Genomic DNA, 13747 nt, shown 5'->3' with positions numbered 1-13747 from the left:
AGCCTGTCATCGGGCGGCGCGCTGCGCCGACCCGTCGGCTCCATGTGGGCTATGAGGTTTCCTGCGCCGGGTGCTCGGTCCGATGAATGACGGGGAGTTTCTGCTCGATTGCTTTCGCCAGCACCGTCCCTGTGGTCCGGCCGAGCTCCTTCGCGATCACGGTGATCGGCTTGGTACCTGCCAGTGTCTTCAGCCTGCTAAGGTCTTGCTCACTCCACGATTGCTTCCAGCGTGCCATGTCCCCGGGTCCAACTACAAAAGCCCCCACGCCCGGCTCTCATTTTGGTTGAGTCCATTCCGGAATGCAGCTGAATAAGGTGTGCCGCGGACAGCAAGGGGTGTTCCGTCAGCTCGAAGCGTTTTGGCACAAACTGCACTTGTCACCTCTGGTGTGCGGAGTTTGGATTGTGGGTTGTGCGCCGGACCGGAGCGCCTCGGTACAAGCACAGGTGTTACCCGACCGGCACAACAGACCAGGGTCAATTGCCGCGCGCAAAAATCTTTCGCTTTACCGAATTTCGGAATTGTCGCGTCTTCCACCCAGCGCATCCCTGTCAGAGGGACGTATCGCGATCGTCACAGCGTGATGTCCGGTTTTCAAAAAGCACGCAAACTTTGTCGAATCCGATCAGGATCGCAAATGTGCAGGCGCGACCAAACGTCGTCACTCGTGTCCGATCTTGCGCCGGAAAATATTGGCGCAATAATGCCGCTCTACGCTGTGATCCGGAATCAACCGGACCAGCATTGTGGAGGGCGACGAAAGTGTTCGCTCGCGCCGCGGCCTCGGCCGCCGTGATCATCACCTTGGTCGCCATTGATGGTGCGGCCGCACAAACGACCAACCAGCCGCCGGATACAATGGCGGCGCGGGTGGAGGCTTGCACGCCCTGTCACGGCAACAAGGGCGAAGGCACCAGCGACGTCTATTTTCCGCGCCTTGCCGGCAAGCCGGCCGGTTATCTCTACAACCAGCTGCTCGCCTTCCGCAGCGGCCGGCGCAAATACCCGCCGATGAACTATCTCTTGGAATTCCTGCCCGATCCGTATCTGGAAGCGATGGCGGAATATTTTGCCAGCGAGCATCCGCCGCTGCCGCCGCCTGCGCCGAGCGAAGTCAGCAAGGACGTCTTGGCGCAGGGCGAGCTGCTGGCTACCAGCGGCGATGCCGGTCGTAACATACCGGCGTGCGTGAGCTGTCATGGCCCGGGCCTCACCGGCATGCAGCCTGGCATCCCCGGCTTGCTCGGCTTGCGCGCCGCCTATATCAGCGCGCAGCTCGGCGCCTGGCGCTACGGCACGCGCACGGCGAAGTCGCCCGACTGCATGCAGCTCGTCGCCGGACACCTGACGGAAGCAGATGTTACCGCCGTCGCAGCCTGGCTCGCGACGCGTTCCGCGCCCGCCAACCCGGCTCCCGTGCCGAAAGGCACCTACGCGCTGCCGTTCGGCTGCGGCAGCCAGCCCAACTGACGAGGCGGATGATGGGCTCGAAACTGTCGATCGCATTCCTCGCCCTCGCTGCGCTCACGACTGTCGCGCAGGCGCAGGACAAGAGCAGCGACATCATCGCGCGCGGCGAATATCTCGCCCGTGCCGGCGACTGCACCGCCTGCCACACTGCGCCTGAAGGACGCCTGTTCGCCGGCGGCCGCGCCATGCCGACGCCGTTCGGCACACTCTACACCTCCAACATCACGCCGGACCCCGATACCGGGATCGGCAAATGGAGCGCCGACGATTTCTACAAGACCATGCACAGTGGCCGCTTCCCGGACGGCGGGCTGATCTACCCGGCAATGCCGTTTCCCTCCTACACAAAGGTCACGCGCGCCGACAGCGACGCGATCTTCGCCTACCTGAAGTCGGTCCCGCCGGTGAACCAGAAGAACAAGCCGCACGATTTGCGTTTTCCCTACGACAACCGCCAACTCATCCTCGGCTGGCGCACGCTGTTCTTCCGTGAGGGCGAATTCAAGCCCGACCCGACCAAATCGGCGGAATGGAATCGCGGCGCGTACCTCGTCGAAGGCCTCGGCCATTGCGGTATGTGCCATTCGCCGATCAACGCGCTCGGCGGCACCTCGCAATCGGACGCCTTCAAGGGCGGCCTGATCCCGATGCAGAACTGGTACGCGCCCTCGCTCACCTCCAACCGAGAGGCCGGCCTCGGCGACTGGAGCATCAAGGACATCACCGACCTGCTCCAGACCGGCGTCTCCGCGCGCGGCGTGGTCTACGGGCCGATGGCCGAGGTCGTGCACAACAGCCTGCAGTATCTTGACGACGCCGACACCCGGGCGATGGCGGTCTACCTCAAGGGCATCGCGGAAGGCTCCTCGTCGCCGCCGGCAAGCTCGGCGCTGCCGACGACCGAGAGCAGCCTGCTGATCAGCCTCGGCAAGACCGTCTACGACAAGAATTGCGCGAGCTGTCACGGCACGCAGGGCGAAGGCAAGCCGCCGCACTGGCCGCCACTCGCCAACAACCAATCGATCGAGATGCAGTCCGCGGTCAATCCGATCCGCATGGTGCTCAATGGCGGCTATCCGCCGGGCACCAAGGGCAACCCGATGCCCTACGGCATGCCGCCCTTCGCGGGCCTCCTCTCCGACAACGAGGTCGCCGCCGTCGTCTCCTACATCCGCACCGCCTGGGGCAATCGCGGCACGCCGGTCTCGGCACGCGAGGCCAACGAGCTGCGCTCCGCACCGCTGAACTGAGAGGCGCCAGAGATCCGTCATGATCAACTCCGATCCGCCGACCAGCCCAGCCGCCGCCGACCAGGCCGTCGAGGAGGTCGTTGCCCAGGGCCCATCAGGTGCGATCGTGCTCGCCGGCATTGCCACGGCCTGCGTGGTCGCGATGTGGCTCGCCTTCTATCTGTTCGTGTTCCTGCCGCGCGGGCCACTGCAATGAGTGCCGAGGAAACCCACGGTAACGGTAGCGCCAGCGCCGAGGTTGCGGCCCGCGTCGAGCGGCGCTGGGCCACCATTGCGGTGATCATCATCGTGGCGATGGCGCTGCTCGCGGCCTTCGCCGGCATCCATCGCGCGACCATGCCACAGCCGCGCGTCGAGACCACCGATCCCTCACGGATCCATCTGTCCGGAGAATTCGTCGAGAGCAATCTCGGCAGCGTGCTGGAAGCCAATGGCAATGTCACCGTGCGCGCGATCGGCCAGCAATATTCCTTCACGCCGGCCTGCATCGTGGTGCCCGTGGACACGCCGATCACCCTGCGCGCCACCAGCGCCGACGTCGTCCACGGCATCCTGGTCCAGGGCACCAACATCAACACCATGCTGGTGCCGGGCTACGTCTCCGAGCAGCTGATGCGTTTTACGAGGACCGGCGACTATCTGATGCCCTGCCAGGAGTTTTGCTCCTTCGGTCACGAGGGCATGTGGGGCAAGGTCAGGGTAATCGACAAGACCGAATTCGCTGATCGTGCGAAGGGTGGCGGGAGGCTGAGCTGTGTTGGCCAATAGGAAGCTCATTCTCGCCCATTTCTGGCTGGCCTTCGGCGTGTTCGGCATAGCGCTCACGCTCGGCGCCTGGCAGATGTTCATCCGCAGCCCGATCGGCACCTGGCTGTCCAATCCCGAGCTCTATTACCGCTCGCTGACCGCGCATGGCACGGTGATGGGCTATGTGTTCCCCACGCTGGTCGCGATGGGCTTTGGCTATGCCATCAGCGAATCCGCGCTGGAGCAGCGCCTTGTCGGCGTGCGCTGGGCCTGGACCGGCTTCTGGCTGATCGTCATCGGCAGCATCATGGCGGTGATCCCGATCGCAATGGGGCGCGCCTCGGTGCTCTACACGTTTTATCCACCGCTGATCGGCAACGTCTTCTACTATTTCGGCGTCGTACTGGTCGTGGTCGGCTCCTGGATCTGGGTCGCGCTGATGTCGATCAACTTGCGCGTCTGGCGCAAGGCCCATCCCGGTGCGCCGGTGCCGCTGGCGATGTTCGCAAACGTCGCAGGCTCCTATTTGTGGGCCTGGACCGCGGTCGGCGCCGCGCTCGAGCTGCTGCTCCAGATCATTCCGGTCGCGGCGGGGCTGAAGAACACCATCGATGCAGGCCTTGCCCGCGTCTTCTTCTCCTGGACGCTGCACGCCATCGTCTATTTCTGGCTGGTGCCGACCTACATCGCCTATTACACCCTCGTGCCGCGCGCGATCGGCGGCCGGATCTATTCCGACACCATGGCGCGGATCTCGTTCATCCTGTTCCTGGTGGTGGCAATGCCGATCGGCATGCACCACACCTTCGCCGATCCGCAAGTCGGCGCCGGCTTCAAGTTCATCCATTCGGCCTTCACCGCGCTGGTCGCGCTGCCGACGCTGCTGACGGTGTTCACGATCTGCGCCTCGGTCGAGATCGCAGCACGCCTGCGCGGCGGCCGCGGGATGTTCGGCTGGATCAGGGCCCTGCCCTGGGACAATCCAATGCTGCTGGCACTGGCCTTCTCCTTCGTCATGCTCGGCTTCGGCGGCGCCGGCGGGCTCATCAACATGAGCTATCAGCTCGATGCCTCCATCCACAACACGCAGTGGATCACCGGCCATTTCCACCTGATCTTCGGCGGCGCCATCGTGATCATGTATTTCGCGATCGCCTATGATCTGTGGCCGCATCTGACCGGGCGCGAGCTGTTCGATGTCCGCCTGATCCGCACCCAGCTCTGGCTGTGGTTCATCGGCATGATCGTCACCACCTTCCCGTGGCACTGGGTCGGCATTTTGGGCATGCCGCGGCGCATGGCCTATTTCGACTTCGGCGATCCCGCGATTGCGCCGCAGGCGCTCTCGGTGACGTTCTCCGCGATCGGCGGCTTCATCCTGCTCACGTCAGGAATCCTGTTCCTGGTGGTCCTGGCGCGCGGCATGCGCGCACCGCAGGCCGATGCGGGTCCCTATCGCTTCGCCATTGCCGTGCACCAGCCGGCGACCGTGCCGATCGCGCTCAACACGCATGCGCTCTGGGTGGCGCTGATGATCGGCCTCACGCTCACCAATTACGGCTATCCGATCCTGACGCTGGCGCTGACCGAGGGCACGTCAGTGCCGGCCGTCTATGTGGGAGCGCAGTGATGAGCGCGCGCGACCTCTTCACCTTCAGCAACTGGCATTTCACAAGAAGCGTCGGCATCACCGCCGCAATTCTCGTCGTGACGGTGATTGTGGGCTTCATCGTGCTGCCTTTCGCGCAACCCTGGGTCCAGTTCGCCAATGTCTGGGACGCGATCTGCAGCGCCGCCGGCGTGCCGCAACGCGCGGCGAACGTCGCAGCGCCCGAGCAGACAAAGCGCCTGTCGGAGGTCGTGCTCACCTCGCACACGCTGGCGCGTCCGAGCCAGGAGGCGATCGGTCGCGGCGCGACGCTGGCGCAGCGCTGCGCGATCTGCCATGGCCCGACCGGCATCAGCCGCGCGGACTCCCCGAACCTCGCCGGCCAGTATGCCGCCGTGATCTACAAGGAGTTGCATGATTTCCGCTCGGGCGCGCGCACCAATGCAGTGATGTCGCCGTTCGCCGTCAACCTGACGGACCAGGAGATCGCCGATCTCTCCAACTATTACGCCTATCTGCCGCGGCTGCCGGCCTATCACCCGACGCCGCAACTGCCAAAGCCGAACATCGTTATCTATGGCGCGCCGATGCGCGGCATCGCGCCCTGCGGCTCGTGTCATGGCAGCCTCGACAACAAGACCGGCAGCCCGTGGCTCGAGGGCCAGTCCGAGGCCTACATGAAGGCGCAGCTGCAGGCCTTCGCCTCCGGCGAGCGCCGCAACGACATCAGCCAGCAGATGCGCAACATCGCCCGCGCGATGACGCCGCAGGAGATCGAGCAGGCCGCGGCGTATTACGCCTCGCAGCCGCCGGATGTGGTGAAGGCGGTGGATTGATCAGGACGGAGCCAGCTTCGGCCGGCCGTAGATCGCATCGGCGCGCTTTTCGAACGCCATCGAGAACCGTGCAAACGCCGCGTCGAACATCGAGCCCATCAGCATCGCCAGCATGCGACTCCTGAACTCGTAGGACAGGAAGAAGCCGACGTCGCAGACGTCTTTGCCGTCCTGCTGGCCCTTCGGCTCGAACGTCCAGCGGTTTTCAAGGTTGCTGAACGGCCCTTGCAGATATTCGACCAGGATTTTCAAGTTCGCGCGGTCGAGCGTGACGCGGCTGGTGAAGGACTCCTTCACCAGCTTGAACGACACCGTCATGTCCGCAATCAGCACCTCGGTGCCATCGGGCTTGGCCATGCGCTGGCGCACCTTCAGCGCGCTGCACAGCGGCACGAATTCCGGGTAGCGCTCGACGTCGGCGACCAGATCGAACATCTCGGACGCGCTGTGATTGACACGGCGCTTGCTCGAAAATTTAGGCATGGCGGTTCAGCGGGCGCTAGCTGCCCGTGCGGCCTTCAGTTTCGCAAAGTCCTCGCCGGCATGATGGGACGAGCGGGTGAGCGGGCTCGCCGACACCATCAGGAAGCCTTTGGTGTAGGCGACCTTCTCGTAGGACGCGAACTCATCCGGCGGCACGTAGCGCATCACGGCATGGTGCTTGCGGGTCGGCTGAAGATATTGCCCGATGGTCAGGAAGTCGACGTCGGCGGAACGCAGATCGTCCATCACCTGCTGCACCTCGTGGCGCTCCTCGCCGAGGCCGACCATGATGCCTGATTTGGTGAAGATGGTGGGATCGAGCTCCTTGACCCGCTGCAGCAGCCGGATCGAGTGGAAATAGCGCGCGCCCGGGCGCACCGTGAGATAGCGCGACGGCACGGTCTCGAGATTGTGGTTGAACACGTCGGGCTTCGCCGCGACGACCACCTCCAGCGCGCCCTCCTTGCGCAGGAAATCCGGCGTCAGGATCTCGATCGTGGTCGAGGGGCACGCGGCGCGAATCGCGCCGATGGTCTGGGCGAAGTGCTCGGCGCCGCCGTCCGCGAGATCATCGCGGTCGACCGAGGTGATGACGACGTGGGCGAGGCCCAGCTTGGCGACGGCCTCGGCAACGTTCTGCGGCTCGGCCGCATCCAGCGCGTTGGGCAGGCCGGTCTTGACGTTGCAGAAGGCGCAGGCCCGGGTGCAGGTGTCACCCATGATCATGAAGGTCGCGTGCTTCTTGTCCCAGCACTCGCCGATGTTCGGGCAGCCCGCCTCCTCGCACACCGTGTGCAGGCCGTTCGCCCGCACGATGTTGCGGGTGTCGGCATAGCCGCGGGTGTTGGGCGCGCGCACGCGGATCCAGTCCGGCTTCGGCGGCGAAGCAGAATCAGGGCGATTCACCTTTTCGGGGTGACGTGGGCGCAACGGGTTCGAGATAGTGTCGACAATAACGACCATGGGCTGTCCGGTCTGTTCAGGTCCTACCTAGTCGGTCTGGCTGCCTGCCGCAACCCGGCTCGCCCTGCTTCAGGGAACATGGCAGATATGGGCAATATCCTGCTCTGTTCTCTGGCGATTCTCACCTCGAATGGCTCCAGTCTCGAAGACCTCTACCCCACGGCTCGGCAAAGCCCTGAAGCGGACCTTTTTCGACCGCGACGTGCGCGAGGTCGCGCCCGACCTGATCGGCGCGACCATGCTGGTCGACGGCGTCGGCGGCATCATCGTCGAGGTCGAGGCCTATCATCATACCGAGCCGGCGGCGCATTCCTACAACGGCCCAACGCCGCGGAACCAAATCATGTTCGGCCCGCCCGGCTTTGCCTATGTCTACCGCTCCTACGGCATCCATTGGTGCGTCAATTTCGTCTGCGAGAAGGAAGGCTCGGCCAGCGCCGTGCTGATCCGCGCGCTGGAGCCGACCCATGGCCTCGCCGCGATGCGCCGCCGCCGCCATCTCCAGGACGTCCACGCGCTGTGCTCGGGCCCCGGCAAGCTGACCGAGGCGCTCGGCATCACCATCGCGCACAACACCCTGCCGCTGGACCGCCCGCCGATCGCGCTGCATGCGCGGACGGAGGACGTGGAGGTCGCCGCCGGCATCCGGATCGGCATCACCAAGGCGGTCGAGCTGCCCTGGCGCTATGGCATCAGGGGCTCGAAGTTCTTGAGCAAGCCGTTTCCGAAGTGAAGGTCATTCTGGGATTCCGGGTTCGGCTCTTCGAGCCGCCCCGGAATGACGTACGTCTCACGTCGCCTGCTTCAGCCGCTCCAGCGCCTCGAGCAGCTTGGCCTTGCGGGCCAGCGCCGCCTCGCGCTTTTCGCGCTCCTCCTCGACGACCTCCTCGGCCGCGTTGGCGACGAACTTCTCGTTCGCCAGCTTCGACTCGGCGCGCTTGATGTCGGCGTCGGCCTTGCCGATCTCCTTGTCGAGGCGCGTGCGCTCGGCGGCGACATCGATGACGCCCTTCAGAGGCAGGGCGGCCACTTCGCCGCGGACGAGGAGCTGAACCGCGCCATCAGGCGCGCGGTCGGCGAAGGAGATGTCCGACAGGCGTGCCATGCGCTTGATGACGTCGGTCCAGCGCGGCGCGCGTTCCCTGGTCTCGGCCGAGGCGCCCGCGAGCACGAGCGCAGTCAGCGTTGCCGGCGGGATGTTCATCTCGGCACGCACCGAGCGGATCTGCGTGACGAGATCGATCACCCAGCCGATCTCCGCTTCCGCCTTGGGATCGGTGAAGTCGGCATGGTCGAAGATCGGCATGACCAGGGCCGGCGAGATCAGTGGATCGGTAGGACCTGCCGCAGCCGCAAGCATCGCGAGCTGCTCAGGCGTCGGTCCGGTCGGCTGCAGTGGCCATGCCGCCAGCGCCAGCAGGCTCTCGCGCTTGGCCGTCACCTCCCACAGCTCTTCGGTAATGAAGGGCATGAAGGGATGCAGCAGCTTCAGGATCTCGTCGCGCGCCCAGGCGACCATGGCGCGGGTCTCGTCCTTGGCGGGGCTGTCGGGGCCGAGCAACACGGGCTTGGCGAGCTCGACATACCAGTCGCAATAGACGTTCCAGACGAAGCGATAGATGCTGCCTGCGGCATCGTTGAAGCGGTAGGCTTCGATCGCCTCGGTCACCTCGCGCGTGGTGTGCGCGCTCTCATGCGCGATCCAGCGGTTCAGCGTCTCCTTGGCCTTGGCTGGCTCGAAACCTTCGGGCACGGCGCAATGGTTCATCTCCGCGAAGCGGGATGCATTCCAGAGCTTGGTCGCGAAATTTCGGTAGCCCTCGACACGGCTGGTGGCGAGCTTGATGTCGCGTCCCTGTGCCGCCATCGCGGCCAGCGTGAAGCGCAGCGCGTCGGCGCCGTATTCGTCGATCAGGTTGAGCGGATCGATGACGTTGCCCTTCGACTTCGACATCTTGGCGCCCTTCTCGTCGCGGACGAGGGCGTGGATGTAGATCGTCGAGAACGGCACCTCCTTCATGAAGTGCAGGCCCATCATCATCATGCGGGCGACCCAGAAGAAGATGATGTCGAAGCCGGTGACGAGCGCATTGGTCGGGTAGTAGCGCTTCACCTCCGGCGCATCGTCGGGCCAGCCGAGCGTCGAGAACGGCCACAGCGCCGAGGAGAACCAGGTGTCGAGCACGTCCTCGTCGCGCGTGATGAATCCCTCGCGCTTGTTGCGATCGAGCGCCATCTCGCGGCCCTGCTCGGCCGTGATGACCTCCTGCTCGACGTAATAGCCGAGCGCGTGGCTGACTGCCTCCTCCTCGGTCTCGGCGACGAACACCTTGCCGTCGGGACCGTACCAGGCCGGGATCTGATGGCCCCACCAGAGCTGGCGCGAGATGCACCAGGGCTGGATGTTCTCCATCCACTCGAAATAGGTCTTTTCCCAGTTCTTCGGCACGAAGGTCGTCTCGCCCGAGCGGACAGCCGCCATCGCGGGCTTCGCCAACGTCTTGGCGTCGACGTACCACTGGTCGGTCAGATACGGCTCGATCACGCTGTTCGAGCGGTCGCCATGTGGCACCATGTGGGTGTGCGGCTCGATTCGCTCGACGAAGCCGAACGATTCCAGTCGCTCGACGATGCGCTTGCGCGCGGCAAAACGGTCGACCTTGTTGAACTCCTCGGCGAATTGCGTGGCGCCTTCCGGCAGGCCCTTCAGATAATCCTCGTTGTCGAGGAGATCGAGGCAGCCTTCCTTGTCGAGCACGCTGATGCGGCGCAGGCCGTGGCGATTGCCGACCTCGAAGTCGTTGAAGTCGTGCGCCGGTGTCACCTTCACCGCGCCCGAGCCCTTTTCCGGATCGGAATACTCGTCGGCGACGATCTTGATCTTGCGCCCGACCAGCGGCAGGACGACGTTCTTGCCGACCAGCTTCTGGTAGCGCTCATCCTCGGGATGCACGGCCACGCCGGTGTCGCCGAGCATGGTCTCGGGCCGCGTGGTGGCGACGACGATGAAGCTCGAGGGATCCTCCGGGCTGAACGTCTTGCCCTCGATCGGATAGCGCAGATACCAGAGGTGGCCCTTCACCTCGGTCTGCTGCACTTCGAGATCGGAGATCGCGGTCAGCAGCTTGGTGTCCCAGTTCACCAGCCGCTTGTCCTTGTAGATCAGGCCCTCGCGGTGCAGCTCGACGAACACCTTGATGACGGCCTTCGACAGGCCCTCGTCCATGGTGAAGCGCTCGCGCGACCAGTCGCAGGAGGCACCGAGCCGCTTGAGCTGGTTGATGATGGTATCGCCGCTCTCGGCCTTCCATTGCCAGACCCGCTCCAGGAACTTCTCGCGGCCCATCTCCCGGCGGCCGGGCTGCTGACGCTCCATCAGCTGCCGCTCGACCACCATCTGGGTGGCGATGCCGGCATGGTCGGTGCCGGGCTGCCACAGCACGTCGCGGCCACGCATGCGCTCGAACCGGCACAGGATGTCCTGGAGCGTGTTGTTGAGGGCGTGGCCCATATGCAGCGAGCCCGTCACGTTCGGTGGCGGGATCACGATGGTAAAGGGCACGGCGTCGCGGCGGTCGGGCCGGCCGGCCTTGAAGGCACGGCTGTCCTCCCACACCACGGACATGCGGGCTTCGATATCGGCGGGCTGGTAATTTTTCTCGATCATGGGGCTGCTAGAAAGCCGCGCGCGGGGGCCAAGTCAACGAAAACAAGGCCAACGAAAACAAGGTCAACGAAAACAAGTCCAGGGAAGGCCGGGCGGCAACGGGGCTTCCCGCCCCCTCGGCAGGCCGAACATGGCGCACAAGCGGGGCTTTATGAGGGCTGCGGGCCGGCTGCTAGCGGCCGCCGCGCGAGACCCGCTCGATTTCGGCCTTCACGATGCGTTCCACCAGGCCCGGCAAATTGTCATCGAGCCAGGATTTCAGCATCGGACGCAGCATCTCCTTGACCAGATCCTCCAGCGTCCGCGCATTGCTGCTCAGCACCGTGTGGGCCAGGGAGTTGAAGGCGGATTCGACCGCTGAGACCGTCGATTGCGCCAGGATCGGCTGCTGCGGCGGCAACGGCGGCGCGTCGAAGCCCACCGCCGCATAGGACGGCGCCGGCGTCGGGCGCGGCGGCGGCGATTCGGCGAATTCGAGATCGTCGCGTGGCTCGACCTTGCGGAAGCTCGGCGGCGGTGGAGGCGGCGTCGGCTCAACCGCCATCTCGTCGGTCAATTCGAGCACGTCGGGCTCAGGCTCGGGCTCCGGAGCACGAACCTCGGGCGCAGGCGTTGCCGCATCGAGCCCCGCGAGCAGCGCGTCGATATCGTCCTGGCTGTTCGGTCCGGCATCCGCAGCGGGTGGCGGCGGCACCGGAGCCGGAGCCGGCTTCGCAACCGGCGGCGGCGCGGGTTTCTCGGCGGCAGGTTTTGCAGGTGCGACCTTCGATGGCGGAATGTCGTTCATCGCCTGCGGCTTCGGCGGCGCGGCGGGCGCTGCGGCCTTCTCGGGCTTTGCAGCTTCTGCGGGCGGCGGCTTCGCCTCATCGTCGGCAATGATGCGCCGGATCGAGGCCAGAATCTCCTCCATCGAGGGTTCTGTGACCTTTGCAGGCTGCGTCATCTCCGACTCCACATCATCAACGCCCTCGCATGCGTTGTTTTACACCAAGCACGACAGGATTGGCCGGTTCCGGACGGACGCCCCGACATTTTCGTCGCGAGAGCCCGACTTGTCCCCAGTTCACGGCTCAACGTGCGACGGTGCGCCCCTGCCCTCGGCACTCAAGCTTTACGCACACGACATCGGTGCGGGGCGAATCGACCCGCATCTTCTTGGCAAGGCTATGTCAGGGATTTTGATGATTGCAAGCAAAGCGCCGGTCGGCCTCAACTGTTTGCGAGGCCGATCGGATGCTTACGGGACTTAGCGTCCGTCAGGCGTGCGCACACCGGCCCAGCTGTCGCGGACCTGCTGGTAGTGAACGCTCGCATCATAGACCGTGGTCGAAAGGCCGAGAACCTGCGGCGCCAGACGGCCGACGGAATTGAGCACCGAATAGGACGCCACGACGCGGTCGTGCTGAGCCGTGACGAGCGCAACGCGCGCGTTCACCAGCGCTTGTTGCGCGTTCAGCACGTCGAGCGTGGTGCGCTGTCCCGCCTTTGCTTCTTCGCGCACACCGTTCAGCGCGATCTCGGAGGCCGTGACCTGCGCCTGCGCGGACTTCACCTGCGCCTTGCCGGCTTCCAGCTGGCCCCAGGCCTGCACGACGTTGGCGCGGGTCTGATCGCGGGTGGTCTCGAGATTCAGGCGCTGCTGCGCCAGATTTTCTTTCGACTGGCGGATCAGCGAATATTCCGCGCCGCCCTGGTAGATCGGCACGGAGGCGGTCGCGATGGCGGAAGCCGTATTGGTCCGGAAGACGGTCAGGCTCTGCTGGTAGGCCGTGCTGACGGCGGCCTGGAGCGTGACCGTGGGCAGCAGCGCGCCTTCGTTGATCTTGACCTGGAGATAGTTGACGTCGATGCCGTACATCGCGGCCGTGACGTTGGGGTTCTCCACCAGGCTGAGATTGACCGCCGAGGCGATCGTCGACGGCAGGAAACGATCGACCGGGGAGCCCGGGGCAAGGTTCGTCGGTTCGTTTCCGATGATGCGGCGGAAGTTCGCGCGCGTCGTCGTGAGATTCGATTCGGCGGTCAGGGCCTGGGTCCTGCCGGCTGCCAGCTGCGCTTCGGATTGCGCGACGTCGGTGCGCGTGACCTCGCCGACGTTGAAGCGATCGCGCGTTTGCTTGAGCGTCTGTTCGAGCACGCGCACGTTGCTGCGCTGAACCTCGAGCGTTGCCGCATCACGCAGATAGTCCATGTAGGTCGTGGCGGCCTGCAGCAGGACCGACTGCTCGAGCACGCGCAATGCCTCGCGCGATCCCGAGACCTGGCTCTCCGCCGCGCGCGTCCTGTTGGCGGTCTGATTGCCGTTGTAGAGCGTCTGGTTGACGGTCAGGCTGGCGCTGTTCGGTTGAAGGGGCGGATCGCTGTGGATCCCCGGGCCCCTCTGCACTTGTTGGATATCCTGATACTGATAACCGGTGCTGAGGCTGACCCCGACCCTGGGGCGATAACCCGACAAGGCCTGCGGCACGTTTTCGTCGGTCGAGCGCACCTGGGCGCGTTGTGCGTTGAGCTGCGGATTGTTCTGATAGGCGCGCACCAAGGCGGCCTCGATCGTGTCCGCCAAGGCAGGCGCCGGCCCTGCAAGCGCCAGCAGCAGGACCGAAACCGCAGCTCCGGTGAAGAGCTTCACCCCATGCATCCCAAAAATTCCGTTCATCTTAACGCCCGACTCGTGCCCGCGAGCTGGGTGACGTCTACCGAGTGGAGTCGTTGCCCCGTC

At 65.0% G+C, this 13747-nt stretch carries 13 protein-coding genes; 7 read left to right on the top strand and 6 right to left on the bottom strand.

The genetic code is table 11. From position 1 onward, the window contains the following. Positions 1-49: 49 nt before the first annotated feature. The gene (locus tag WN72_RS24650; RefSeq protein ID WP_027558038.1) at positions 50-238 is read right to left on the bottom strand and encodes a hypothetical protein; all 189 of its coding nucleotides are present in this window, start codon (positions 236-238) and stop codon (positions 50-52) included. Positions 239-765: 527 nt separating this feature from the next. On the opposite strand from WN72_RS24650, the gene WN72_RS24645 reads away from it, so the two are divergent. Genes WN72_RS24645 through WN72_RS24620 form a run of 6 tightly spaced genes read left to right on the top strand, consistent with a single transcriptional unit; the run spans position 766 to position 5915 of the window. Beyond that, positions 766-1473: a c-type cytochrome gene (locus WN72_RS24645; RefSeq protein WP_092217245.1), complete on the top strand. Its 708-nt coding sequence runs from the start codon at positions 766-768 to the stop codon at positions 1471-1473. A gap of 11 nt (positions 1474-1484) precedes the next feature. Continuing rightward, positions 1485-2723: a cytochrome c gene (locus WN72_RS24640; RefSeq protein ID WP_084334183.1), complete on the top strand. Its 1239-nt coding sequence runs from the start codon at positions 1485-1487 to the stop codon at positions 2721-2723. Positions 2724-2742: 19 nt separating this feature from the next. Beyond that, positions 2743-2919 carry a hypothetical protein gene (locus WN72_RS24635; RefSeq protein WP_018641890.1) on the top strand — a complete coding sequence of 59 codons (177 nt, stop codon included), beginning with the start codon at positions 2743-2745 and terminating at the stop codon, positions 2917-2919. Next, positions 2916-3491 carry a cupredoxin domain-containing protein gene (locus WN72_RS24630; protein ID WP_027558035.1) on the top strand — a complete coding sequence of 192 codons (576 nt, stop codon included), beginning with the start codon at positions 2916-2918 and terminating at the stop codon, positions 3489-3491. The genes WN72_RS24635 and WN72_RS24630 overlap by 4 nt, the downstream gene beginning before the upstream one ends. Beyond that, positions 3478-5100, top strand: coding sequence for a b(o/a)3-type cytochrome-c oxidase subunit 1 (locus WN72_RS24625; RefSeq protein WP_092217244.1), 1623 nt, complete (start codon positions 3478-3480; stop codon positions 5098-5100). The genes WN72_RS24630 and WN72_RS24625 overlap by 14 nt, the downstream gene beginning before the upstream one ends. Continuing rightward, the gene (locus tag WN72_RS24620) at positions 5100-5915 is read left to right on the top strand and encodes a c-type cytochrome (protein ID WP_167380923.1); all 816 of its coding nucleotides are present in this window, start codon (positions 5100-5102) and stop codon (positions 5913-5915) included. Before WN72_RS24625 ends, WN72_RS24620 begins: the two co-directional genes overlap by 1 nt. Here WN72_RS24620 and WN72_RS24615 read toward each other — a convergent pair whose 3' ends face one another. Then, complete coding sequence (locus WN72_RS24615) at positions 5916-6398, bottom strand: type II toxin-antitoxin system RatA family toxin (RefSeq protein WP_027558032.1); 483 nt, start codon at positions 6396-6398, stop codon at positions 5916-5918. A 6-nt stretch (positions 6399-6404) separates the two neighbouring features. Further along, positions 6405-7361: a lipoyl synthase gene (lipA, locus tag WN72_RS24610; protein ID WP_027558031.1), complete on the bottom strand. Its 957-nt coding sequence runs from the start codon at positions 7359-7361 to the stop codon at positions 6405-6407. Between the two features lie 130 nt (positions 7362-7491). On the opposite strand from lipA, the gene WN72_RS24605 reads away from it, so the two are divergent. After that, positions 7492-8094, top strand: coding sequence for a DNA-3-methyladenine glycosylase (locus WN72_RS24605; RefSeq protein ID WP_092217242.1), 603 nt, complete (start codon positions 7492-7494; stop codon positions 8092-8094). 57 nt (positions 8095-8151) lie between these two features. Here WN72_RS24605 and WN72_RS24600 read toward each other — a convergent pair whose 3' ends face one another. From WN72_RS24600 to WN72_RS24590, 3 genes are all read right to left on the bottom strand, one after another. After that, positions 8152-11028, bottom strand: a complete 2877-nt coding sequence (locus WN72_RS24600) for a valine--tRNA ligase (protein WP_092217241.1) — start codon at positions 11026-11028, stop codon at positions 8152-8154. Between the two features lie 172 nt (positions 11029-11200). After that, positions 11201-11971: a PopZ family protein gene (locus WN72_RS24595; RefSeq protein ID WP_167380922.1), complete on the bottom strand. Its 771-nt coding sequence runs from the start codon at positions 11969-11971 to the stop codon at positions 11201-11203. Positions 11972-12274: 303 nt separating this feature from the next. Then, positions 12275-13666, bottom strand: a complete 1392-nt coding sequence (locus WN72_RS24590; protein WP_027558027.1) for a TolC family outer membrane protein — start codon at positions 13664-13666, stop codon at positions 12275-12277. Positions 13667-13747: the final 81 nt, after the last annotated feature.

Origin of the sequence: Bradyrhizobium arachidis, assembly GCF_015291705.1 — a bacterium.
GTDB classification, from domain to species: domain Bacteria; phylum Pseudomonadota; class Alphaproteobacteria; order Rhizobiales; family Xanthobacteraceae; genus Bradyrhizobium; species Bradyrhizobium arachidis.
This window is presented reverse-complemented; position numbering and strand designations above follow the sequence as displayed.